Raw genomic sequence first — 23,816 nt, forward strand, 5'->3', positions numbered from 1 at the left:
TCAGCGCAGCGTAATCTAAAAGTCGTCTTCGCTGCGCTGATCTTGCTGAATGAGCTCATCAAAATTAATCACTTTATCTGCATATTTGATTGCATAGTTTGCGTGAGAAATCATGAAAATAGTCGACACTTGATTGCGTATAAATTGTATCACTTCTAGACTAGTTTGCTCATCCAATGCTGCTGTAGGTTCATCCATAATCAGCAACTTCGGCTTTTTCAACAATGCGCGAATAATGCTAATTCGTTGTTTTTCCCCACCTGAAAAACTTTTATAAATATGTTGTAGGTCATCATCTAAACTTAAATTATTTTTCTCTAATAAATTGATTAAATTGAATTTAGATAAATACTCTTTCAACTCATCATCTTTATAATGATAGGGACTATTATGGATTAAATTTTCCCGAAGTGTGCCTGAATAAACCATAGGCATTTGGCTAACCACCGCAATTTCCTTAAAAATATTTTCCGAGAATTGCTGGCTGATCTCAATATTTTTATAAAATAATTGCCCTGCTTCTATACGTTCTAAACCAATTAAATAGTTAATCAAACTGGTCTTTCCTATACCAGTTTGTCCAATTGCGACATAGATTTTATTTTTCTCGATTTCCAAGTTAAAATTTTGGATTAAGTTTTTTCCTAAATACAATTGAGCATTTTTAAAGGTGTAGAAAACTGGCTGATCTATGATGTTTTCAAGTTTCAATTGGTCAGTTTCCAAGTTAAAATATTGGTAAAATTTTTCGATGGCAATAAAGTCACCTTTCAAGTGAATAATACTTTGTGACACCATGAGCAGCGGCATGGTTAATGCAATTATATAAGTACTGATCAGAACAAAGTCACCTGACGTAACATTTTGATGTTTAAATAAATATACTGTAAAAAGCATAAACGTAAGCAAAAATGCACCCACAAAAAATACTTGTATCGCCATAATCCAAGCTAATTTTCGATAACTATTGACCATTTCATTTTTATAGTGATTTAAACGCTTTTCATATAAATTCATTTCATACTGTTGTGCACCATTGACCTTAATATCATAATTGGCTTGAATTTTTTCCACAAAAAACTGACCCACTTGATTTTGTGCATCATACATAGCGGTAAAAATATCATTTCCTTTGGCTGTAAAATAAATATTCAATACAAAGGTAACAAAAGCAAAAATCATAAAATACAAAGCATAATTTAAGGCAATAGACTGTGCTAATACCCATACCATACTTAGTATTTGAAAAATAATAGGAATTAATACGAAAAGAATCACATAAGTAATCGTGCCAAATGAGGTCGCACCACGTAAAATATCTGTTTGATAAACACCTACCTCTATCTTCTTCTGCTCAGCAAATGTGGTCTTAAAAAACTGTTGTACACTTCCATGTAATAATGCAATTTTAAATTTAGTTTGTAAGTTTGCACTAAGAAATCCTTGCACATGGTTTAAAAGATTCATCAGCAACCAACCTAGTGCATAAGCTGTTGCTAAAATATAGAGATTCATCCATGTAAATAGCTGTGTTATTTCTAGCTGAGTTGTACCTGACTTCGACTGATCGACAATTTCTTTTAAAATATAAGGCACTGCAACAGACAATAACGTATGGATGAATAAAATAAATCCCAAGATCAACATATCTCGGATCGGATGCTCATAACGAGTTTTGACCACATTCCAAACTGAGTGGTAAATTTTCAATACTTCTAAGTGATTGTTTAACATAATTTTTATAATACATTCATTCTAATGAACTATTTCATTGTATAAAACTCAATCCAAAATCTCCGTAGAAATAACCAATTAAAACAAAATACAGACATGACACGTTTATATACAATATTTTTACTCCTTTCAGATATGGATAAGGTATTGTTTTAATACGAACAATAAGTCTTAATTTAGGATGTATTGCTATGCTCGAAGTAGAATTAAAATTTCAAATTGCACCAGATAAACAAGATTTGTTGGTCAAAACCATTCAAAGAAAAAACTTTAACACCCTACAACTCAATGCAAAATATTTTGATACTGATGAATTTAAACTTTCCGAGAAACAAATTTCATTACGACAACGTTTAGAAAATTCAGATTGGATACAAACACTTAAACTACCAACTGTTCAGCAATTACAACGCTCAGAGTTTGAACAAGACTTAGGAGAGCAAGAACCCGAGAATTTAGATCTAGATATTTATCAAAAGCAAAAAGACATTGATAAAAAAACCCTCAAACTCTTTAAAAAAATACAGCCAGATCTGCATATCCAGTTTGAAACACAAGTTGAGCGATTTGTCACAGTCTTTAACTTTCAAAAAAGCCAAATAGAAGTCAGCTTAGATATAGGCAAAATCACTCACCAAGACCAAGTCACAGAAATTTTTGAAATAGAATTTGAACTTAAACAAGGCACGATCCAAGATTTGATTTCTTTTGTTTTACCGCGTGTTAAACGTTATGGATTATGGCTTGATGTTCGCAGTAAAGCCCAACGTGGTTTTTTATTAGCGCAAAATAGTCCCGAAAATCCTGTTGCGTTTCAAACACCACTAACTCTAAATGCAGATGAGTCGCCAGAACAAGCACTTAAAGATATTATAAATAATGCCTTACAACATATTTTGCCAAATAGTACAGCAATTGCTTCAGGCAATTTTCACAGTGAACATGTCCATCAAGCACGAGTCGCTATTCGTCGTTTAAGAAGTGCTTTAAAAACTTTTTCTAAATGGTCAAATCATCTTGATCCAACGTGGGAAGAACAACTGGCACAACTCTTTAGGCAACTGGGTACAACGCGTGACCTCGATGTCATCGAAGAAGAATTATTGCCGCAGCTTAAAATGGCGGGTGCACCTGAGTTTGAATTAACTTCCCCTTCTCATGAAAATGAAATAGCTTTAGACAGTGTTTTTAAATCGATGCAATTTAATAATTTAGTTTTGTCTCTGATCCAATATGTAAATGAAAAAAATAGTGAAAAAACCAAAGAAAACTTAAAGAAAAAATTTGAAAAAGACATTAAAAAACTTCATCAACAGATTGTAGATGATGCACAGCATTATTTAGATTTAACGATTGATGAACGTCATCGCACACGTAAACGCTTAAAACGTTTAAGATATAGCATTGAGTTTATTTCATCTATTTATGATACTGAAAAAGTTAAAAAATATCTCAAAGCACTTAAACCTGCTCAAGAAAGCTTAGGGCAATATAATGACTTAATTGTTGCTGAGGATTTGTTTAAAAGTATGGTGGAGCATGAACCTAAAGCATGGTTTGCGTTGGGTTGGCTTGCGGCACGCCAACAACTTTTATTAGAACAAACCTCACAAGATTTAGCTCTTTTTTCAGCTGCAAAGCCTTTTTGGTAAACTTTGCTTATATAAGTAGAACCTAAGCGGTCTTTAAAATACTTTGGGAAATACACTTAACGATATTTCCCAAAAACCTTCCAAGTCGTATTGTCTGCTAAAGGATCGCTATAACTGTCATTGCGCTGTTTTCTGGGTTTATCACGCGCGTCTACCAATTCAAAATGTTGTTCTGTACTTAAAACCAAGCCATTCACATAAAAACGGGTGCGTGTATATTCACTTTGTCCATGTTGGAAAATATAAGTACGCAAATCAATAAATTCACGATGTGCGACCAATGCAGCGGTATCATCGCTGTCTAACCATTGCTTCATTGCAAGAACTTGCTCAGGCTCAAACTGTCCACATTTTTCCATTAAACTGGCAAGACCACGAAACGTTTTAGATTCTTTGGCACGCGTTTTATTAATGCGAATGCGGTCTACATGAAAGAAAAATAGCGGTAAATTTAAATGACTCGGCAGATGAATTACATCCAAAACTTCATCTTGCATAAACGGCTGAAATAAATCTTGCGCCCGTTCAATCAAGCCTGTCCATTGCTGATAATAATCAGCAACTTGTTGTTTCGTTCCATAATAAATCGGCAAGCCTTCAACATTGGCTAATTCTAGTGGTGGCCAAATATTTTGACGTAATAAAGCAATGTCACTTTTTAAACTTTGTACTGCGATTGCATCTTGCATAAGGCATCCTGAAAGTTTGTGATTTAAATACTTAGGCTATTTTAAGTATGCTATAGTTCATTTATACATACAAGTCATTGAGAAATTTAATATGTCAGAAAATTCTAATAATTTTGACAGTTTATTAGAGCCTGTTGAAACCGTTGCAGATGAACAATTTTACCAACGTGCAGATGAGTTTATTGCCCTTGCCAATGAGCTTTCAGATGCATCCAATGGTGATGAAGAATTTGCAAATTCCGCAGCAAAAGTGAGTGCATCTTTGATGTATGCCAATGCACGTTTCAACATTTGGTTAACCGCATGCGGTTATAACAAAGCTGAAGATTTAAAAGCCAACAAAGAACAAGTTTTAAACTATTTCTTAGAACAATATAAATTGATGCTTGAAGATAATTTTGAAGAATATTCCAATAATTTTGAAGAATATATGAATCCGCCTGAGGATGAAGTTAAACGTTTCGTTTAAGGGCAAGATTGCCTATAATGTTGTTATATTTAAACCATTGTTGTGGAAATTTTCATGTCTCAAAAAATTGATGCGACGGATGTCACCGAAGAAGAAGCGTTAAATGCGGTTTTTTTTGAGCGTGCTGACGAATTTATTAAACAAGCCAATGAGTTTTGTCGTCCGCCCAAAGGTGAAAAGCCGGATCCAAGTGAGTTACGCAGTCAAGTCAGTGCAGCGATGTTATTCGGCACAGCCCGTTTTAATACTTGGGTAGCTGCCAATACCTTTAAAGACGCTAATGAGATGCGTGATGCCAAAGATCAAGTGATGTCTTACATTCTTCAACAGTTTCAAATGATGTTAGAAGATAATTATGATGAATACTGTGAACAATTTGAAAATTATTTACGCTTCCGTAAAAATGAAGATTTTCATACACATAAACATGATCATGAGCATTAATTTATCTGCCATGCATCAAAAAAGCCTTGCTCTATGCAAGGCTTTGCTTTTTATAGATTATCCTACTTCAAAATATTTGCAGACTGCATCGTTTTAGCCGAACAATTTCTAAAAAAACTATTCAGCTAATGCTTTCTCAATATCCTCTTGTAAAGCTTCTGGCTTAGTCGTTGGGGCGTAACGATTAATCACTTCACCTTTTTTATTGATTAAAAATTTAGTGAAATTCCATTTGATGCCATTACCTAATACACCTTTGCTGTTATTGGTTAAATAACGAAAAATCACATGTGCTTCAGGCCCTTTAACATCTACTTTGGCAAACATTGGAAATTTCACACCATAGTTCCGCTGGCAATATTCTCCAATTTGTTCATTGCTACCGGGGTCTTGTCCACCAAATTGGTTACATGGAAAACCTAGAACTTCAAAGCCTTGATCATGATATTTTTCATATAACTTTTCCAAACCTGCAAATTGTGGTGTAAATCCACACTTACTCGCAGTATTTACAATCAATAAAACTTTCCCTTTATAATCTGAAAAAGCCTTATTTTCCCCCTCTAATAACTCAGCTTCAAACTGATAAATATTGGTCATGGATAAGTTCCCTCGTCACTTTTTTCTTCTGTTTGGAGTTCTAATGAAGCTGAGTTTACACAATAGCGCAAACCTGTGGGTTGTGGACCATCTTCAAAGACATGTCCTAAGTGCGCATCACAATGGTGACAGATAATTTCTGTACGTTGCATACCATGCGAACCATCATCATGCTCTTCAACCGCAGCAGCATTGATAGGTTTATAAAAACTTGGCCAACCACTACCACTGTCATATTTGGTTTCTGAGGAAAATAAAGGCGTGCCACAGCAACGGCATACATAAGTTCCTTGCTGCTTGGTATTCCAATATTTCCCTGTAAATGCAGGTTCAGTTCCCTTTTGGCGTGTTATTTTAAATTCTTCTGGCGATAATTCTCTTTGCCACTCTCTTTCTGTTTTATTGAGTTTTCCCATGACTATTTCCTTTACGATCATGCCACTTAAAATAGGATAATCTTATATTTACGTGATTCATCTTAAAATTTCTAGTCCTAACTTCACAATTTACAAAAGACTTACCAATGACACCAATAGCAAAAAGAAAGCAAATTTAAACTCAAGGTAAGCAAATTTATTCAATTAATTCTTTTTTGTGAGCAAATTTAGTGTTAACCTTAGGCTTGTTCTTGTTCAGGATTAAAAAATGTCGCAGAAAAAAAGCGTAATTTTCAAAAATCTTCTCCCTGTGATTAAACAATATCAACAGGAAGGATTTACCCATGAAAAAATTGTCGCTTTACTCAAAGACAAACATGATCTTGATCTTGTAACAACAGAAACATTTAAAAGTTACTTATATCGTTATGCAAAAGTGAACTCCACTCTTTCCGAGAACCTCAAAATGCCGAACAGTATCCAAACCCCACGCGAAATAAAAAAATCGTCTAAGCTCGAGCATGTATGCTACGACATCCGTGGACCTGTGTTACGCGCGGCCAACGAGATGGAAGAAGCGGGGCATAAAATTATTAAACTAAACATTGGTAACCCTGCCCCATTTGGTTTTGAAGCACCACAAGAAATTATTAATGATGTTGCGCTGAATTTACCGAATGCGATTGGCTATACAGATTCAAAAGGGATTTTCCCTGCACGTAAAGCCATTTGTCAGTATTATCAGCAAAAAGGCATTTTGAATATGCACGTCAATGACGTGTATGTCGGTAATGGCGTATCTGAACTGATCGTGATGGCGATGCAAGGTTTGCTGGATGATGGCGATGAAATGTTGATTCCAATGCCTGACTATCCTTTATGGACGGCTGCGGTCAATCTTTCTGGTGGTACAGCGATTCATTATAAATGTGATGACCAAAACTACTGGTATCCTGATATTGCTGATATGGAAAGCAAAATCACACCTAATACGCGTGGGATTGTGATTATTAACCCAAACAATCCCACAGGTTCAGTTTATCCGCGTCATGTGTTAGAGCAAATTGTCGCTTTGGCTAAAAAATATGACTTAATTTTGTTTGCTGATGAGATTTACGACAAAATTGTTTATGACGGTATTGAACATGTATCAGTTGCAGCTTTGGCAGGCAATCAACTCTGTATTTCATTTAACGGGTTGTCTAAAGCATATCGTATCGCAGGTTATCGTTCAGGTTGGATGGCGATCACAGGCGATAAATCTCGTGCGATGGATTATATTGAAGGTTTAGATATGCTTGCCTCTATGCGCTTGTGTGCAAATCACCAAGCTCAGTATGCGATCCAAACAGCGCTTGGCGGTTATCAGTCGATCAATGATTTGATTCGTCCGGGCGGTCGCTTATATGAACAACGCAATATCGCTTGGGAAATGTTAAATGACATTCCGGGAGTAAGCTGTGTTAAACCTGAAGGTGCGATGTATTGTTTCCCTAAACTTGATCCTGAAATTTATCCAATTGAAGATGACGAAAAGTTCATGTTGGATTTCTTGAAAGCTGAAAAAGTATTGTTAGTTCAAGGTACAGGCTTTAACTGGCCAACCCCTGATCATTTCCGCGTAGTGTTCTTACCTGCTGAAAATGAATTACGCGAAGCACTCACGCGTTTAGGTCGTTTCTTATCTAAAATCCGTTAAGATTCAAAAATATTATGTAATAGAAGTTAAGCAAACCGCTTAACTTCTATTTTTAAATTTAAAAAAACTTGTTATGCTTATTACCACAGTTTCATTAGCCATTAAATTAAAAAATAAAACAAATACTTAAATGAGATTTACCACGTATGAAAAAAATTAAAATACTTTTATTCACTCTAATGGTGTTTCAAAGTCCAAGTATATTTGCCGACTTTAATAATATCGCTGCCTCTTATGGCAAATGGGAGGGTTATCCTAATACGGATACCATTGAAGTATCTAAATATGGAATGGAAGATTACCCACCTTACCCCTCCACCTCAAAATCTGAAACAAACTTTCCTAAAAGCATGGATCAAAAAATCGTTTATATTCAAGGTAAAAAAATTATTGATCGAATCAATAAACAACAAGTTAATAGTCACCCTGAGTCTGAATTTTATATTTCATCCACCTTCCTCAAGATGATTGACCCACAAAAGCAATATCATGCTATCAGCTTCGTCGAACAAACTTATTTGAAAGAAAGAACTCATTTTTTATTTGTTAATGAACAATTATCTTTATATATCACACCTGAATTCGGTTTTATTTATATTCTAAAAAAACAGTAAACTTCATTTTGAATCCGCGAATTAAACAACTTCAAAAGTAACTCTATTTTACTAAAAATTTCTTCCTTAAAAATACTTAATTTTAAGGAAGTCTTTACTTTGAATCAAAATAACCTTTTTAGCCAAAATAGGTAAATTTTTCATATTTAGAATCTTTATTAGCTTATAAATTATCACTTTTCAGCTCTATACTCACACAGTGCTCATCTATTTTCACATGATCAAGTATTTTGACTATAAATTTGAGTGATTATTCAAAAAAACACATTTTAAAAAAGGTATGTGCAAAACATTATTCTTTATATTAAGTTAAAAGTAGTACAAAAATGCTTGGACTGTACCGAACTTCAATAAGGAAAGACAATGAAGAGAACACTGACGGCACTGACTTTAAGCTTGGGTTTATTATTACCCTTTTCAACTTTTGCCAAAAATAATGTTGTGGTAGTTGCTACAGGCGGGACAATTGCAGGTGCAGGTGCAAACTCAACCAATAGTGCAACTTACACCGCTGCCAAAGTTCCTGTAGATGATTTATTGAATGCTGTTCCACAGATTCAAAATTTAGCCAATGTGACAGGTGTACAAGCCTTACAAATTGCATCTGAAAGTATCACGGATAAAGAACTTTTAACCATTGCCCGTAAAGTCAATGAGCTGGTCAAAAAACCAGATGTAAACGGTGTGGTGATTACACATGGTACAGATACTTTAGAGGAAACAGCATTCTTTTTAGGTCTAACCGTACATACAGATAAACCAATTGTCGTGGTTGGCTCGATGCGCCCACCTTCAGCACTTTCTGCCGACGGTCCTTTGAATCTTTATAGTGCAGTTGCACTTGCAGCAGCCGATAGTGCTAAAGGTAAAGGCGTTTTTGTGCTCATGAATGATAGTATTTTTGCAGCACGTGATGTCACCAAGACTATCAATATTCATACCAATGCTTTTGCTAGCCAATGGGGTGCTTTAGGAACATTGGTTGAAGGTAAACCTTATTGGTTCAGAAATGTTGCAAAACGATTTAACAATTCTTCTGAGTTTAATATTGAAAATATTCAAGGAGATGCTTTACCACTGGTACAAATTGTATACGGTTCTGGCAATATGCTGCCTGATGCGTATCAAGCTTATGCAAAAGCAGGTGCGAAAGCGATTATTAATGCAGGGACAGGAAATGGTTCAATTCCCAATTATATCGTACCTACTTTGAATCAATTACAGCAACAAGGCGTACAAATCATTCGCTCAGCACGAGTTCCACAAGGTTTTGTACTCAGAAACGCTGAACAACCTGATGATAAATATGGTTGGGTAGTTGCCCATGATTTAAATCCGCAAAAGGCGAAACTACTTGCTGCTCTTGCGCTTACTAAAACCAAAAATGCTAAAGAAATTCAACGTATGTTTTGGGAGTATTAATTTAAATGTTTAAAAAAATAAGCGCCAATTTGGCGCTTATTCAAAAAATAACTATTAATCTTCTGCTGCTGCAGTCGCATCGATGGCTTCACGATATTCTCTGGCTTTGCTTAAATCCTTCTTCAAACCAAAACCACCTGTTTCATATAAGTTTGCCAAACTTTCGAGTGCCGAATGGTCGCCTTGCTCATAGGCTAACTCATAATATTTTGCTGCGCGTTTAAAATCTTTTTTCACACCTTCGCCATTTTCGTACAAAACACCAATATTTGAAGATGCAAGCTCATTTCCTTGTTCTGAAGCTGCCGTATATAGTTTAAGTGCTTTGGCATAATCTTGGGTTACGCCCTCACCATCATGGTATAAAACCCCTAGATTATTTTGCGCATCACGGTTTTCTTGTGCAACTGCAAGCTCATAATACTTAATGGCTTTTTTAAGGTCTTTTTCTACAAACTCACCCATTTCATAGTTATAACCAAGGTGATATTGTGCATCAGACAATCCACCATCGGCAGCTTTCGTAATCCACATCATTGATTTCTTTGGATCAGCTTTTACGCCATCCTCACCTGACTCCAAAGTAAAGCCATAACGATATTGTGCCAGTAAATGCCCTTTTTCCGCTGCTTTTAACAGCCATTTCATGGCTTCTACATTGTTTTCTTCAACAGCTTCGCCTTCATCATACATATACCCAATCGAGTAAATTGCATCTAAGTTGCCTTTTGCGGCTGCTTTTTTATACCACTCTAAAGCTTTATCTAAATCCTCTTCAACACCATAACCTTGATAATAAGCTTCACCCAAATCATATTGCGCTTGCGCATCACCAGATTGTGCTTTTTTAAGCAATGTTGCACTATATTGAACTTCTTCTGCATAAACCATCGTGGTGATAGGTAATGCCAAACAACCCAAGAGTAAAAGTGTTCTAATTTTCATGTATTTCCTTTCAGAAAGTCCGCAGATTATTGTAAAACCCGATGATATTAATTTTTTTTACTGATTGCAAAATATTCATCCAGCCATTAACAAAATAAGTTCACTTAAGTTTCATCTGCATATATAAATGAAGCGTGGTAAAATCGGAGGCGGTTTAAAAAGGGATTCATCTATGCAGTTTGTTCATCTTGGTATTCATACAGAGTTTTCGATTACAGAATCGATTGTACGGATACCTGATCTGATTTCAGCTGCTGCTAAGGATGAAATGCCTGCGTTAGCGATTACAGACTTATCCAACTTACATGCAGCGGTTAAATTTTATAATAAATGTCTAAGTAAAGGCATTAAGCCTATTTTTGGTAGCACTATTCGTTTAAATGATGCTGAGCATAAAGTAACGCTACTGGCGATGACCAAAAAAGGTTGGCGTGGGCTGACTGAGATTGTGTCCCGTGGATTCATTGAAGGTCAGCAACTTTCTATCCCATGTATTCAAAAACAATGGGTTTTAGAACAGCAGCAGGACATTATCGTGCTGCTCGGTTTACATAGTGATGTTGGGCAAATGTTGGTGTCTTCGAACCCACAGAAAGCCGAGCCTTTGCTTGAAGAATGGATCGAAAAATTTGGCAATCGTGTTTATTTAGCACTGACACGTACTGACCGCCCGAGAGAAGAAGACTTTAACCAAGAAGCAGTAAAACTTGCATGTAAATATAACATCGGTGTGGTTGCACATAATGATGTGCATTTTGTTAAACCTGAAGATTATGAAGCACATGAAGCACGTGTTTGTATTGCCGACGGTTATGTTTTAGGTGATGACAAACGTCCCAAAAACTACAGCCCTGAACAATATTTCAAAAGTTCAGCGCAAATGGTCGAGCTCTTTTCAGATATCCCAAGTGCGATTCAAAATACCGTTGAAATCGCTAAACGTTGTACTGTGTCTTTACGCTTAGGTTTCCATGACTTACCAGATTATCCAATCCCTGAAGGTCATACTATTAACACCTTCTTTGAACATTTATCTGAAGAAGGTTTAGAAGAGCGTTTAGCTGTTTTATATCCGATTGAAAAACGAGATGAAGATTGGGCAGAAATCCGTAAGCCTTATGATGAGCGCCTTGCCTATGAGCTTGGCATTATTAATAAAATGGGATTCCCAGGCTACTTCCTGATCGTCATGGATTTTATTCAATGGTCAAAAAATAACGGGGTTCCTGTGGGTCCGGGGCGTGGTTCTGGTGCAGGTTCATTGGTCGCTTTCAGTTTAAAAATTACGGATTTAGACCCATTACGTTATGACTTACTCTTTGAACGTTTCTTAAACCCTGAACGTGTATCCATGCCCGACTTTGACGTCGATTTTTGTATCGCAGGTCGAGATAAAGTCATTGACTATGTGGCACGTCATTATGGTCGTGATGCTGTTTCTCAGATTGCAACATTTGGTACGATGGCAGCCAAAGGTGCGATTCGAGATGTAGCACGTGTTTTAGGTAAATCTTATGGTTTGGCTGATCGTATTTCCAAAATGATCCCAACTAAACCTTTAGGTTTAAGTTTAGAAGAATCAATAGAAGCCGAGCCACAACTCAAAGATATTGTCACTAATCCATCTAATCCTGATCATGAAGATGCTGCCGAAATTTGGGAAATGGCACTTAAACTCGAAGGCATTACCCGAAATACAGGAAAACACGCAGGTGGTGTGGTCATTGCACCAACTAAAATTACTGATTATTCAGCAGTTTTGTGTGATGAAGATGGCACCAACCGTGTTGCCCAATTTGACAAAGATGATGTTGAAGCTGCTGGTTTGGTTAAATTTGACTTCTTGGGTCTGCGAAATTTAACCGTAATCGAAGATGCTGTTCAAAATATTAATAAACGTATTCTGTCAGAAACGCCACTAGACATAGCACATATTCCTTTAGACGATAAAGATGCCTATACCGTATTCGCTGATGCCAATACCACTGCGGTATTCCAGTTTGAATCCGTGGGCATGAAAAAAATGCTCAAAGAAGCACGCCCAAGTAAGTTTGAAGAAATTATTGCCTTTGTGTCCTTGTACCGCCCCGGTCCAATGGATCTTATTCCAGACTTTATTCACCGTATGCATGGGGGGGAGTTTGAGTATTTACATCCTTTGCTTGAAAGTGTACTCGAACCGACCTACGGCATCATGGTGTACCAAGAACAAGTAATGCAAGCTGCTCAGTTCTGTGCAGGCTATTCTTTGGGTGGTGCGGACATTTTACGTCGTGCCATGGGTAAAAAGAAACCCGAAGAAATGGTTAAGCAACGTCAAATCTTTATTGAAGGTGCTGCGAAAAAAGACATTGACGAAAAAACAGCCAACCATATTTTCGACTATATGGAAAAATTTGCTGGCTACGGTTTTAACAAATCCCATGCGGCTGCCTATGCCTTAGTAGCTTATCAAACTGCTTGGCTTAAAGCACATTATCCTTCTGAATTTTTAGCCGCAGTGATGTCATCGGAAATGCAAAATACCGATAACATCGTATTTTTGATTGATGACTGTCGTATCAATGGCTTAGAAGTACTGCCACCGTCTATTAATATGTCCTTTTACCATTTCTATGCCAGCGATGAAAAAACCATCATTTATGGTTTAGGTGCGATCAAAGGGGTTGGTGAACAAGCCATGCAATCCGTGATTGATTCACGTGAACAAGAGGGTCCTTATAAAGATTTATTTGATTTCTGCCATCGTATTGACCTGAAAAAAATCAATAAACGCACCCTTGAAGCGCTGATTCGTGCAGGTGCTTTAGACTGCTTAGGCATGGAACGTTCGACCATCATGGCGCAACTACCTGAAGCTGTGCAAGCTGCTGAACAAGCTCGTTCTAACCGTGAAACTGGCATCATGGACTTATTTGGTGAAGTTGAAGAAGTTCAGCGTAAACCAGCCAAACCGGTGAAACCATGGTCAGATGAAGTTCGTTTAAAAGGTGAAAAAGATACTTTAGGTTTGTATTTAACAGGTCATCCGATTGATGTTTATCGTCCTGAATTAAAGTCTTTTATTTCTCAACGGATTAATGAGCTTACGCCTACTCGTCGTGGTGTCACCACGGTATTTGCAGGATTAGTGGTAGATGTTGCCAACTTCCCGAACCGTATGATGATTACGCTCGATGATGGTACAGCACGTATTGAGGTTTCAGCGAATCATGAGCGTTTCCAACGCTTTAAAGACATTTTACAAAATGAAAAAGTGGTGGTGATTGAAGGTGAAATTTATGAGCGTGAAGGTTATGATCGCCCGATGGGACGCTTAACCAAAGCTTTTAGCCTCAATGAAATCCGTCAAAAACGGGCAAACTCTATCGCCATTGAACTCAAGCCCGATATAATCAGCAAAACTTTAGCTAGTGATCTACAAAAAATTCTCCTCCCCTATTGTAATGTTGATATGTGTCAGCATATTCCATTTCAAATCCAAGTTGATTATGACTATGCCAGTGCCGATGTACATTTGGGTGCACAATGGAAAGTTGCGCCACTGGATGATTTGCTGTTTAAACTGCGTGAATATTTTGGTAAAGAAGCCATTCATATCCAGTATCAAGTCAAGTCTAAGGCTGCAAAAACTGTGGATCATCGAGAACTTGCCCAACCTACCCAAGTTGCTCCTCCGCCAGAGGATATGAGTATGGATGATGCAATGGACATGTATAACGCTGAAGTCAGTCAATTTTCTTAACATCTTCTCATTCAAGCTATATTTTGGAAATATCATGGATATTATTGATAATGCTGCACTTTCGCAGCATTTAAGCCATGTGCGTATTGTCATGGTCAATACCACATTACCTGCAAATATTGGTAGTGCTTTACGTGCCATGAAAACGATGGGGTTATCAAAGTTAGTCTTGGTGGCACCAAAAACCTATCCACATCCCGATATTGATGCGCTGGCAGCAGGTGCAGCCGATCTGATTGAACAGATTGAAATCGTTGAAACTTTAGAAGACGCAATTAAAGACTGTCATTTGGTATTTGGTACAAGCGCACGTAGTCGTACTATTCCTTGGCCTTTACTAGATGCACGTCCTGCTGCACAAAAATCAATGCAAGCCGTGATACAAGGACAGCAAGAAATTGCCATTGTCTTTGGTCGTGAAGATCGAGGACTGACCAATGAAGAATTGGCATTAGCCAACTATCATGTGACTATTCCTGTAAATACTGATTATGGTGTGCTCAATGTTGCACAAGCCATTCAAGTGATTTGCTATGAAATGCGTATGGCAGCTATAGAGTTTTCAGATAAAAAACATGATGATCAAGCGGTAATGCATGTGACCGATTCCGAAGATATGCATTGGGACGAACCTTTGGTCACGCATGAACAAATGGCACAATTTTATCCGCATATCGAAAAAATGTTGGCTGAAATTGAATTTATGGATCCAAAAAATCCAAGATTATTACCATTACGCTTGCGCCGTTTATTTGGACGTATACAATTAGATAAAATGGAATATCATTTACTTCGAGGCATATTTAGTCGAGTTCAAGCCTTGAATAATGGCACATGGAAAAGTTCAAAATCGAAAGAGGATCAAAACTGATGCTGAAACAGCTCAAAGAAGATATCCAAGCTGTATTTGCGCGAGATCCTGCTGCACGCAATACATTTGAAGTTTTAACCACTTATCCAGGCATTCATGCATTAATTATGCATCGGGTTGCACACGAATTATGGAAAAAAGAATGTAAAACTTCAGCACGTATCTTGTCCTCTTTTAGTCGTTTTGCCACAGGCATTGAAATCCATCCAGGTGCAAAAATCGGCAAACGTTTTTTCATTGATCATGGCATGGGGGTAGTGATCGGTGAAACTGCTGAAATTGGAGATGATGTTACCTTATATCATGGCGTAACCTTAGGTGGTACAACTTGGAATAAAGGCAAGCGTCATCCGACCCTCGAAGACGGCGTTGTCGTGGGTGCTGGCGCAAAAATTTTAGGACCTTTTACTGTCGGTAAAAATGCCAAAGTTGGTTCAAATACAGTCGTTACCAAAGCCATTCCTGAAGGTGTAACTGCTGTCGGAAGTCCTGCTCGTTTAATTTTTAAAGATAAAGAAAAAGACAATGTGCAAGAAAAACAACGCCGTGATTATGCTGAAAGTATTGGTTTCCAACCCTATGCAGCAACCCAAGATCAGTCTGACCCGATGCTTGAGGGTATGCGTGTTTTACTTGAGCGTATTCAACACAATGAAATGCGAATGAACAATTTATGTCATCGTTTATCTTTGCTTGATCCCACCTTTAATAAACAGCAAGCCAAAGAAACCCCTTTTAGTGATGAAGAGTTAAAAATCATTGAGGAACTTCGCCGTGAATGTGAAGCACAGAGTAAATGATTTAACTTTTAGGAAAATTACTTTACGAACGGGTAAATAAATTTTCACTTTTTTAATGTTCAAGTATTACAAAATCGACATGGCTTTATTTTCAAATTATTATAAAGTCATGTTCTTCATTTTAGTTTCAATAAGATCCCTGCAGACTATTTCTAGTTCTATTATTTTCGATATTTGAGATCAAGTTAAGCTGCCCCCTATATCAATTTTTATTTTTAGAATCTTATAACTACCTCTATTAATTCCATAATCAATAAATTAACACTCTAATATAAGGTCGCAAATCGCCTTTCAATAACTAAATCAAACAAAAATCGCTATCACGATTACTGCATTGATTATTTTTCTAGCTGCCGTACTGTCCAATCCCCTGTATCTGTTCTATTTCCCAAAATCTTTAAAACCAAAACCAAACTAAGCAATAACAATAAATACCATGAACCTAATTTCCCCCAGCCGACCATATGCCATGCATCGACCTGACTCGGATATAACCAAATTTTATAAAAAGTACTGATATTCTCTGCAATCCAAATAATAAATGCCAATAAAATAAGAATAGGTAACATCGGTAGTTGAAATTGATGTTGTTGTAATCGAAAACGAATTTTTGTTTTCCAGAAAATAAAAATACTCCAAGCAAACAAAATATTACGAATATCTGGCACAAAAAATTTGCTCATAAAGTTGATATAAGACAATACCGCTAAACACAGCATATTGGCAAAATGAGGTAAATGTGTGAATGAAACTTGGTATAGTCTAAGTGAACGTGCGAAAAAACTTCCCACTGCCGAATACATAAATCCAGCAAATAAAGGCACCGTCATAATTTTAAAAACAGCAGGCTGTGGATACTGCCATGAAGCAATTTGAGGATGGGTAAGGAAAATTTCCATAACCATTGCCATGAGATGAAATAGTGCGATCACTTTGGCTTCTGCCCAAGATTCAAGCTTGAGATAAAGCAAACATGTTTGAATCAGTAAAGCATAGATCAATAAATAATCATAGCGAAACAAACTGTAATATTCATGACTGCCCATTTTTGCTGTCAAAGCAAAAGCGATAAGCAATAAAATACCAAATAAGGCAGCCGATGCTGCCTTAAAGGTAAATTCTATACTTGATTTTAAATACCGCATGTGTCGAATAACTTAGCCCAAATATTTTGCACTATATTCATGCACAGTATCGATAAATATTTTTGGCTGTGCAGGATCCACCCATTGGGTAATACCATGACCTAAGTTGGCAACATAACCTGTTTTTTCACCGTTGGCATAGGCGTCATCTAACATGGCTTTCGTCGCTTTTTCAATACTTGCTGCTGAACCATATAAAGTTGCAGGATCTAAGTTCCCTTGTAATGCTACACGACCATTGACAGTTTGACGTGCAACATTGAGCGAGGTTGTCCAATCCAAACCTAAAGCATCCGCACCCGTTGCAAGCATAGGTTCTAACCATTGCCCGCCACCTTTGGTAAATAAAATTACAGGAATCTTACGCCCGTCTTTTTCACGTTGTAAACCTGATACAATTCTCTGCATATACTTCAATGAAAATTCAATATATTCACGATGGGCAAGTGCCCCGCCCCAACTGTCAAAAATCTGAATCGCTTGTGCACCTGCATCAATTTGTGCATTTAAATATTCTGTGACTGCATCAGCCAAACGCTCTAACAATGCATGCAAAACTTCGGGTTGGGCATACATCATCTGTTTCGTAAAACGAAAATCTTTACTCGAGCCACCTTCAACCATATAAGTGGCCAACGTCCATGGGCTACCCGAAAAGCCAATCAATGGCACCTGCCCACCTAAAGCAGAACGAATGGTCGAAACTGCATTCATGACATAATCCAAATCAGATTTAGCATTGAATTTAGGCAAATTGGCAACGTCTTGTTCAGTACGAATCGTTTTATGAAACTTAGGTCCTTCACCTGTTTCAAAATACAGACCTAAGCCTAATGCATCAGGAATTGTTAAAATATCAGAAAATAAAATCGCAGCGTCTAAATCATAACGACGCAAAGGTTGTAAAGTCACTTCACAAGCAAATTCAGTATTTTTACACAAAGAAAGAAAATCACCTGCTTTAGCTCGTGTTTCACGATACTCAGGTAGATAACGACCTGCTTGACGCATCATCCACACAGGCGTGGTATCGACAGGTTCACGTAGCAAAGCACGTAGAAAACGATCATTCTTGAGGGTCGTCATTTACTTTCCTATTTTTTAAATTGAACAATGTCGCTCATCATAGCAAAAATCTATCCCATATCGTCATTTCTGGTGAGATTTTAATTTTTGAAAATTATTTGAAATCTCATTTTTATCACAGGCATAGAATTGCATAAAAAATAAGATTTAAACAAAACAAATACTGCATCTCCATTTATTTTCTGCAATACTTGCCTAGTTTATTAAATCAGTATGAATAATTCTTAAGGTTGAATTACATGTTCGTTCGCTCAATTCTTGCTTTGAGTTTAAGTTGTATTTTCACTGGCACAGCATTTGCTGCACCTACAACTGCTGAGCAACCCCTTAGCCCTCATAAAGTAACATCTATAGCAATTGAAGATCCTATTGATCCTCTTGCTGTCGAATCTTCCGCTGCCTCTACAGTCAATACTGGCAGTGCAAGCGAAGCTCAAATTTCTCAACAAGAGCTGAATGATTTAGATCAAGCTGCCAATACACTGCAAAATTTAGAAAAAACTGAAGATAAAACTGCTGATACAGCCATTGCTGCACCGAGCACAACCACAGAAAAAGCGACACCAAGTACGACAGAAACAACAACGCCTAGTACAGCACCATCAACAACAAAATCAAGCAATGCTAATAAAGCATCTTGGACTTTAGATGGTATCAATAATGCTGAATGGTATGAAAATATTGGTAAAGGTCAATTCCCTGTGTATGCGCGTGCCCATGTGATGTTAAACAACTCACATGCTTCACCAGGTGCAATCGATGGTTCAAGTGGTATGAATACCCTGAAAGCCATTTCTTCATTTCAACAAATGAATGGTTTAAAACCAACAGGTGAACTGACCAAAGAAACTTGGGATACCTTAGTGGCAAAACAAGGTGGTAAACCCGCATTTGTAGAATACACCATCACAGAAGCAGACCTCAAAGGTCCTTATGCTGCATCTATTCCACGTGACTATGCCTTACAAGCAAAAATGAAAGGTTTGTATTACACACGTGTAACTGAAATGTTAGCTGAAAAATTTCACATGGATGAAGATTTCTTAAAGAAATTAAATCCAAAAGCGACTTTCAAAAAAGCAGGTGAAAAAATCGTTGTGACCAATATTCGCAATGAGTTACCTGAAAATATTCATTTGATCGTAGCGCATAAGGGTGCAAAACAACTTTATTTATTTAATGCTCAAAACCAAATGGTCGGTTCATTCCCAGCAACAATTGGGAGTTCCGACACACCATCACCTACTGGTACATATAAGGTGACAGGTGTAGCACCAAATCCTTGGTATGGCTATTCACCAAGTAACTTTGTGCAAGGTAATAATCGTAAACCTTTATCTTTACCACCCGGTCCAAATGGTCCTGTAGGTAATATCTGGATTGGTTTGAGTAAAAAATCATTTGGTATTCACGGTACACCAAATCCGTCTGCAATTTCTAAAACTGCATCACATGGCTGTATCCGTCTAACCAACTGGGATGCTAATGACTTAGGTAAAAAAGTTAAGTCTGGTGTTACTGTTAAATTCTTAGAATAATCCATATTATTTGTAATCAGTATTCAACCAGTGTTCGCACTGGTTTTTTATTAGACCCAATATTTACACTAAATGTTTAGCAAGGCATCTTCAACACGAGATCATTCCAAAAATACAACAATACGTTGCATGTTTAATATTTCAACTCAAATTTGCAAAGACTAAGATAGTACTCAGTTAATAATAAAGATTTGGAGATTTGATATGAATACTTTCTTACACCGTAGTGAAGACCGTGGTCATGCTCAAATTGGTTGGTTAGACAGCAAACATAGTTTTTCATTCGGCAGTTGGTACAACCCTAAATATATGGGCGTAGGTTCTTTACGTGTGATCAATGATGATACTATTGCAGCACATAACGGTTTTGGTACACACCCGCACGACAATATGGAAATCTTAACCTGTGTGCTTCAAGGTACAATTTCTCATAAAGACACGATGGGTAATGAACGCCATATCAATGCAGGTGAATGGCAACTGATGAGTGCTGGTACAGGTGTTCAACATAGTGAAATGAACAATGGTGATGTGCCTGTACATATGTTACAAATTTGGGTAATTCCGAATGTACGTGATGCTGAACCAAATTATCAACAAATTGAGCGTGATCCTAAAAAGTCACCAAATGAATGGCTATTAATAGCAGGTCCAAATGACAATGCGCCTATGCACATTCGTCAAAATGCTGAAATCAAAGCAGCATACTTGGAGCAAGGTCATTCACTACTTGTTGAAGCCACTCAAAAATTTAACTATGTCCATGTGATTGAAGGTGAAATTGAGATTGCAGGTCAAGTGGTTAAGGCTGGTGATGCTTACTTATTTGATGAGAACGCTACCATCAATGCCAACAAAAACAGCCAATTCATTTGGTTTGACCTAAACAATTAAGCTAAGTTATTAGAAAAGACCTTTGCTTTTGCAAGGGTCTTTTTTATAAGGGTCTTTTTTTATAAGGATTAAGAAAATTAGGATTATGATAGACCTAGCACAGTTTAGCTTACATAAAAATTAGGTTGTTTAAATGCAAAAGCTAGCATGATTAAAATTTAAAGTACATTGAAACCTAAGTATATTGAGCGCTGATCAAATATTTAAGTAAAAGAAAACCGAGCAAATTTCTTAACTCGGTTTTAAGTAAAATACTATATATCTCACTTAGCTCCTCAAGGCTTTTGCGGCTTCCCATATTGGTCTGCCATCACTTCAACTAGTTGATCTAACTTAATATATTTTTTAATTACCGCATCAATATCAACTTTGCCTAACTTGGCAAACTCCTGATCTCGTTGTGCACGATCCATAAGCGTTTTTTGATTTTGCATTTGGGGCACAAGCATCTGATGAATAATACGGTCATCTTCAAGGGAAGTAACACGTTTTTTCATAATGCGTGCTTTGGCTGCTTCCACTTCTTGCTCTGTCACACCCGTATTTAAAAGCTCAGTAAATACTTGATGAATGACTTGTGACACTTGTGCAGATTTACCTGCTGTATAATTTGCTTCGACCTTAATCGCACCTGAATCGACCACATCATCTAATTGTAACTGACTGCCAAAACCATAGACTAAAGCATTCTTTTCACGTAATTCTTTACCTAAACGTGAGGACAATTGTGAGTCGCCTAAAATACTATCCAACACAATCAAAGCAGGTGCATCTTTATGATATGCTCCGACAGGAATGGTTAAAATACTTTGATAATTACCAAACTCACGTTGTTCTGATAAAGCATGAACTTTTTGCGCTTTATATTGATCAAAATCTCCGCTTAAACGCAGATATTTTTCTTTACTTTTCCAGTTTCCAAGTTGTTGATTTAAGACATTTTGAATATGTTTGGCGTCATATTTTCCTGTAATTGCAATTTGTGCATGTTCAGTTGTAAAGAATTTTTGATATAAATCTTTGACTTGCTGATTAGACATCGCCTTGATTTGTTTCTTAGCAAGCTCAGGCTCATAATGATAACGTAAATCACCTGCTTTATACGTTTCCAATAAACGAGAAATCGTGAGTGCAGCAACAGTTTCAGGCTCGGTATAAGGTCGATCTAAAGTCGCTAAGCTTTGTAATTTGATCAAATCAAACTGCGATTGCTCAAATTTTGGATTTTTCATCACATCGACGATATAAGCAAAGAAATCATCAAATTTTTCACTTTTTGCTGAAATTTGAATTTCAATCCCATTATTCGCAGAAGAAGCAGTTGCCAAACCACCAGATTCAATAGATTTATCTGCAATATCTTGCAAGCTATATTTATCTGAAGCTCTTAATAATAAATAAGAAGTAAATTCAATAACTTCATCTTTATTGAACAAAGACTCTGCAGTACCAAAGCCGATATTTATCGTAGCATAGGTTTTATCATCACGAGTAGTGGTTGGAAATAGCACATATTGCATGCCATTTTTTAGCTTACCACGCTGAATTTTTTGTTCCGTTTGCTTTAATAAATTTTCTGAACTTTTCACATATTCAGCAACTTCATTTTTATACTCATCTGCCGACTTTAAAGGTTCTTCTGCAACTGCTTGCTGATCTAAAGTCTTCGCAGTTTCACTACTTTGCTTTTGCTCTAAAGCTTTTTTTTGCTCTTCAGGGGTGGGTTTGATATCTCCACTGAAACGGTGCTGTGTAGTTAAAAATGCCTGTAAAGTTTGATTGGTTTGTTCGACAGTAAGCGCTTGAATGGCTTGCTGATCTTTAAAATATTGCGTCCAGTCACCCTGTGAAGACACCACATAATCACTCAGCATTGAACCCACTGCAGTTGCACTAGTCAATAAATTATCTTGTGCATTTTTCATGAGATTTTTAACACGTTTTAATTCAACCTCATTAAAACTAGGATTTTTCTCGACTTCAGCGATCAAAGACTGAGCAATACGTTTCTCATCGTGTTTTGGTGAGTAAATTGCCCCCATAAACACCAAGTTAAAATCTTCATCTAACCACGTGCTAGCTTGCACATTGGTTGCAATTCCTGTTTCCACCATGTTGGAATATAGATGACCACTCGGTTGTAAGGTATATAAATAAGGTGCTAATGCTAATACTGGCTGAATGGCTTCATTTTTACCATTCATATAAATATTAAACTTGGCTAAGTCACTGCCCTTTTTTACGAGGAATTGACGATTTTTAACTTTTGCAGAATCTAACAATGGAACTTGCGCTTGCTGTGGTAGCTTGCGTGCAGGAATCGGACTAAAGTTTTTATCAATTTGCTTTAATACTTCGGCTTTATCAAATTTTCCTGAAATCACCATGACCGCGTTGTTAGGTGCATACCAATCTTTATAAAATTTATTTAACTCATTCATTTTAATCGATTGTAATTCCGATAAATCACCAATGGGTAAACGTCCTAATGACTGATTGCCATAAGCTGCTTTCCACATTTGATCCATGAGCACAGCAAAAGGCTGATCCATACGTACTTCACGCTCACGCATGACAATGTTAATTTCAGAAGGTACATATTTTTCTTGTAGGACGAGTTTGTCCATACGCTCAGCTTCTAAATAAATAATCTCATTGAGCGCTGCTGTTTCAGGGCGGACGATATTGGTATATTTTGTCGAATAGTAATCTGTACTGGCATTGGTCATCAAAGTATAGCGATCTAGGCGGCGCTGAAACTCTTCGCCTTTGACATTTTCTGTTCCTTTAAATGCCAAATGTTCTAATAAATGTGCCAAACCACCTTTGCCTTGAGGATCATTCAAAGAGCCTGTGAAATACACTGTATTTACAAAAACTTTGCTTTCTTTATCATTTGGTGCAAGTAAAACTCGAAAGCCATTATCGAGTTTATATTCTTCAATATCATGTTCAGCTTTAACTAAAACCGTTTGTGCAAAACCTGTCGCACTGATTCCCAATAAACAAAGAGATAAAGTAAGTTTCTTCAACCGCATTAACATAAAAAGTCCAAATTTTTTAAATTTTATCAACCATTCATCTTAAAAAAT

19 protein-coding genes are annotated in these 23,816 nt (G+C 36.9%); 11 read left to right on the top strand and 8 right to left on the bottom strand.

Annotation, left to right across the window (positions count from 1 at the left end):
- Nucleotides 1-15: 15 nt before the first annotated feature.
- Nucleotides 16-1,734 (bottom strand): ATP-binding cassette domain-containing protein, encoded by a 1,719-nt coding sequence (locus DJ533_RS12215; RefSeq protein WP_081406069.1) that lies wholly within the window; start codon nt 1,732-1,734, stop codon nt 16-18.
- Between the two features lie 191 nt (nt 1,735-1,925).
- Between DJ533_RS12215 and DJ533_RS12220 the strand changes: the two genes are divergently transcribed.
- Complete coding sequence (locus DJ533_RS12220) at nt 1,926-3,386, top strand: CYTH and CHAD domain-containing protein (RefSeq protein ID WP_065992691.1); 1,461 nt, start codon at nt 1,926-1,928, stop codon at nt 3,384-3,386.
- A 56-nt stretch (nt 3,387-3,442) separates the two neighbouring features.
- On the opposite strand, the gene DJ533_RS12225 is transcribed toward DJ533_RS12220, so the two are convergent.
- Nucleotides 3,443-4,075 carry a hypothetical protein gene (locus DJ533_RS12225; RefSeq protein ID WP_065992689.1) on the bottom strand — a complete coding sequence of 211 codons (633 nt, stop codon included), beginning with the start codon at nt 4,073-4,075 and terminating at the stop codon, nt 3,443-3,445.
- A gap of 91 nt (nt 4,076-4,166) precedes the next feature.
- Between DJ533_RS12225 and DJ533_RS12230 the strand changes: the two genes are divergently transcribed.
- The gene (locus DJ533_RS12230) at nt 4,167-4,544 is read left to right on the top strand and encodes a DUF3144 domain-containing protein (protein WP_065992687.1); all 378 of its coding nucleotides are present in this window, start codon (nt 4,167-4,169) and stop codon (nt 4,542-4,544) included.
- A gap of 54 nt (nt 4,545-4,598) precedes the next feature.
- Nucleotides 4,599-4,988, top strand: a complete 390-nt coding sequence (locus DJ533_RS12235) for a DUF3144 domain-containing protein (RefSeq protein ID WP_065992685.1) — start codon at nt 4,599-4,601, stop codon at nt 4,986-4,988.
- Nucleotides 4,989-5,105: 117 nt separating this feature from the next.
- Here the strand turns inward: DJ533_RS12235 and DJ533_RS12240 are convergent, their stop codons facing one another.
- Nucleotides 5,106-5,588 (bottom strand): glutathione peroxidase, encoded by a 483-nt coding sequence (locus DJ533_RS12240; RefSeq protein WP_065992683.1) that lies wholly within the window; start codon nt 5,586-5,588, stop codon nt 5,106-5,108.
- Entirely contained in the window at nt 5,585-6,004 is a 420-nt protein-coding gene (gene msrB, locus DJ533_RS12245) for a peptide-methionine (R)-S-oxide reductase MsrB (RefSeq protein ID WP_065992681.1), read from the bottom strand. Before msrB ends, DJ533_RS12240 begins: the two co-directional genes overlap by 4 nt.
- Nucleotides 6,005-6,233: 229 nt before the next feature.
- On the opposite strand from msrB, the gene DJ533_RS12250 reads away from it, so the two are divergent.
- From DJ533_RS12250 to DJ533_RS12260, 3 genes are all read left to right on the top strand, one after another.
- Nucleotides 6,234-7,664, top strand: coding sequence for a pyridoxal phosphate-dependent aminotransferase (locus DJ533_RS12250; protein ID WP_065992679.1), 1,431 nt, complete (start codon nt 6,234-6,236; stop codon nt 7,662-7,664).
- Nucleotides 7,665-7,810: 146 nt separating this feature from the next.
- Nucleotides 7,811-8,278 carry a hypothetical protein gene (locus DJ533_RS12255; protein WP_065992677.1) on the top strand — a complete coding sequence of 156 codons (468 nt, stop codon included), beginning with the start codon at nt 7,811-7,813 and terminating at the stop codon, nt 8,276-8,278.
- A gap of 363 nt (nt 8,279-8,641) precedes the next feature.
- Complete coding sequence (locus DJ533_RS12260; protein ID WP_065992675.1) at nt 8,642-9,700, top strand: type II asparaginase; 1,059 nt, start codon at nt 8,642-8,644, stop codon at nt 9,698-9,700.
- A 54-nt stretch (nt 9,701-9,754) separates the two neighbouring features.
- Here DJ533_RS12260 and DJ533_RS12265 read toward each other — a convergent pair whose 3' ends face one another.
- Nucleotides 9,755-10,645 carry a tetratricopeptide repeat protein gene (locus DJ533_RS12265; RefSeq protein WP_065992673.1) on the bottom strand — a complete coding sequence of 297 codons (891 nt, stop codon included), beginning with the start codon at nt 10,643-10,645 and terminating at the stop codon, nt 9,755-9,757.
- 172 nt (nt 10,646-10,817) lie between these two features.
- Between DJ533_RS12265 and dnaE the strand changes: the two genes are divergently transcribed.
- Genes dnaE through cysE form a run of 3 tightly spaced genes read left to right on the top strand, consistent with a single transcriptional unit; the run spans nt 10,818 to nt 16,061 of the window.
- Nucleotides 10,818-14,390 carry a DNA polymerase III subunit alpha gene (gene dnaE, locus DJ533_RS12270; protein ID WP_065992671.1) on the top strand — a complete coding sequence of 1,191 codons (3,573 nt, stop codon included), beginning with the start codon at nt 10,818-10,820 and terminating at the stop codon, nt 14,388-14,390.
- A 34-nt stretch (nt 14,391-14,424) separates the two neighbouring features.
- Nucleotides 14,425-15,261 carry an RNA methyltransferase gene (locus DJ533_RS12275; RefSeq protein ID WP_065992669.1) on the top strand — a complete coding sequence of 279 codons (837 nt, stop codon included), beginning with the start codon at nt 14,425-14,427 and terminating at the stop codon, nt 15,259-15,261.
- Nucleotides 15,261-16,061 (top strand): serine O-acetyltransferase, encoded by an 801-nt coding sequence (gene cysE, locus DJ533_RS12280; protein WP_065992667.1) that lies wholly within the window; start codon nt 15,261-15,263, stop codon nt 16,059-16,061. The genes DJ533_RS12275 and cysE overlap by 1 nt, the downstream gene beginning before the upstream one ends.
- A 338-nt stretch (nt 16,062-16,399) precedes the next feature.
- Here cysE and DJ533_RS12285 read toward each other — a convergent pair whose 3' ends face one another.
- Both DJ533_RS12285 and hemE read right to left on the bottom strand, forming a co-directional pair.
- Nucleotides 16,400-17,206, bottom strand: coding sequence for a DUF817 domain-containing protein (locus tag DJ533_RS12285; RefSeq protein ID WP_065992665.1), 807 nt, complete (start codon nt 17,204-17,206; stop codon nt 16,400-16,402).
- 12 nt (nt 17,207-17,218) lie between these two features.
- Entirely contained in the window at nt 17,219-18,292 is a 1,074-nt protein-coding gene (gene hemE / locus DJ533_RS12290; RefSeq protein ID WP_065992664.1) for a uroporphyrinogen decarboxylase, read from the bottom strand.
- Between the two features lie 239 nt (nt 18,293-18,531).
- Between hemE and DJ533_RS12295 the strand changes: the two genes are divergently transcribed.
- Together DJ533_RS12295 and DJ533_RS12300 are read left to right on the top strand one after the other, a co-directional pair.
- Nucleotides 18,532-19,830: a L,D-transpeptidase family protein gene (locus DJ533_RS12295; RefSeq protein ID WP_065992662.1), complete on the top strand. Its 1,299-nt coding sequence runs from the start codon at nt 18,532-18,534 to the stop codon at nt 19,828-19,830.
- Between the two features lie 204 nt (nt 19,831-20,034).
- Nucleotides 20,035-20,724, top strand: coding sequence for a pirin family protein (locus tag DJ533_RS12300; protein ID WP_065992660.1), 690 nt, complete (start codon nt 20,035-20,037; stop codon nt 20,722-20,724).
- A gap of 275 nt (nt 20,725-20,999) precedes the next feature.
- On the opposite strand, the gene DJ533_RS12305 is transcribed toward DJ533_RS12300, so the two are convergent.
- Nucleotides 21,000-23,768 (bottom strand): M16 family metallopeptidase, encoded by a 2,769-nt coding sequence (locus DJ533_RS12305; protein WP_065992658.1) that lies wholly within the window; start codon nt 23,766-23,768, stop codon nt 21,000-21,002.
- Nucleotides 23,769-23,816: the final 48 nt, after the last annotated feature.

Source organism: Acinetobacter defluvii, from assembly GCF_001704615.3.
Taxonomy (GTDB): Bacteria; Pseudomonadota; Gammaproteobacteria; order Pseudomonadales; family Moraxellaceae; genus Acinetobacter; species Acinetobacter defluvii.

What these genes read in the sequence shown, in the direction of transcription:
- DJ533_RS12215 (WP_081406069.1), bottom strand. Translation starts at nt 1,734, where the DNA reads ATGTTAAACAATCACTTAGAAGTATTGAAAATTTACCACTCAGTTTGG.
- DJ533_RS12220 (WP_065992691.1), top strand. Translation starts at nt 1,926, where the DNA reads ATGCTCGAAGTAGAATTAAAATTTCAAATTGCACCAGATAAACAAGAT.
- DJ533_RS12225 (WP_065992689.1), bottom strand. Translation starts at nt 4,075, where the DNA reads ATGCAAGATGCAATCGCAGTACAAAGTTTAAAAAGTGACATTGCTTTA.
- DJ533_RS12230 (WP_065992687.1), top strand. Translation starts at nt 4,167, where the DNA reads ATGTCAGAAAATTCTAATAATTTTGACAGTTTATTAGAGCCTGTTGAA.
- DJ533_RS12235 (WP_065992685.1), top strand. Translation starts at nt 4,599, where the DNA reads ATGTCTCAAAAAATTGATGCGACGGATGTCACCGAAGAAGAAGCGTTA.
- DJ533_RS12240 (WP_065992683.1), bottom strand. Translation starts at nt 5,588, where the DNA reads ATGACCAATATTTATCAGTTTGAAGCTGAGTTATTAGAGGGGGAAAAT.
- msrB (WP_065992681.1), bottom strand. Translation starts at nt 6,004, where the DNA reads ATGGGAAAACTCAATAAAACAGAAAGAGAGTGGCAAAGAGAATTATCG.
- DJ533_RS12250 (WP_065992679.1), top strand. Translation starts at nt 6,234, where the DNA reads ATGTCGCAGAAAAAAAGCGTAATTTTCAAAAATCTTCTCCCTGTGATT.
- DJ533_RS12255 (WP_065992677.1), top strand. Translation starts at nt 7,811, where the DNA reads ATGAAAAAAATTAAAATACTTTTATTCACTCTAATGGTGTTTCAAAGT.
- DJ533_RS12260 (WP_065992675.1), top strand. Translation starts at nt 8,642, where the DNA reads ATGAAGAGAACACTGACGGCACTGACTTTAAGCTTGGGTTTATTATTA.
- DJ533_RS12265 (WP_065992673.1), bottom strand. Translation starts at nt 10,645, where the DNA reads ATGAAAATTAGAACACTTTTACTCTTGGGTTGTTTGGCATTACCTATC.
- dnaE (WP_065992671.1), top strand. Translation starts at nt 10,818, where the DNA reads ATGCAGTTTGTTCATCTTGGTATTCATACAGAGTTTTCGATTACAGAA.
- DJ533_RS12275 (WP_065992669.1), top strand. Translation starts at nt 14,425, where the DNA reads ATGGATATTATTGATAATGCTGCACTTTCGCAGCATTTAAGCCATGTG.
- cysE (WP_065992667.1), top strand. Translation starts at nt 15,261, where the DNA reads ATGCTGAAACAGCTCAAAGAAGATATCCAAGCTGTATTTGCGCGAGAT.
- DJ533_RS12285 (WP_065992665.1), bottom strand. Translation starts at nt 17,206, where the DNA reads ATGCGGTATTTAAAATCAAGTATAGAATTTACCTTTAAGGCAGCATCG.
- hemE (WP_065992664.1), bottom strand. Translation starts at nt 18,292, where the DNA reads ATGACGACCCTCAAGAATGATCGTTTTCTACGTGCTTTGCTACGTGAA.
- DJ533_RS12295 (WP_065992662.1), top strand. Translation starts at nt 18,532, where the DNA reads ATGTTCGTTCGCTCAATTCTTGCTTTGAGTTTAAGTTGTATTTTCACT.
- DJ533_RS12300 (WP_065992660.1), top strand. Translation starts at nt 20,035, where the DNA reads ATGAATACTTTCTTACACCGTAGTGAAGACCGTGGTCATGCTCAAATT.
- DJ533_RS12305 (WP_065992658.1), bottom strand. Translation starts at nt 23,768, where the DNA reads ATGTTAATGCGGTTGAAGAAACTTACTTTATCTCTTTGTTTATTGGGA.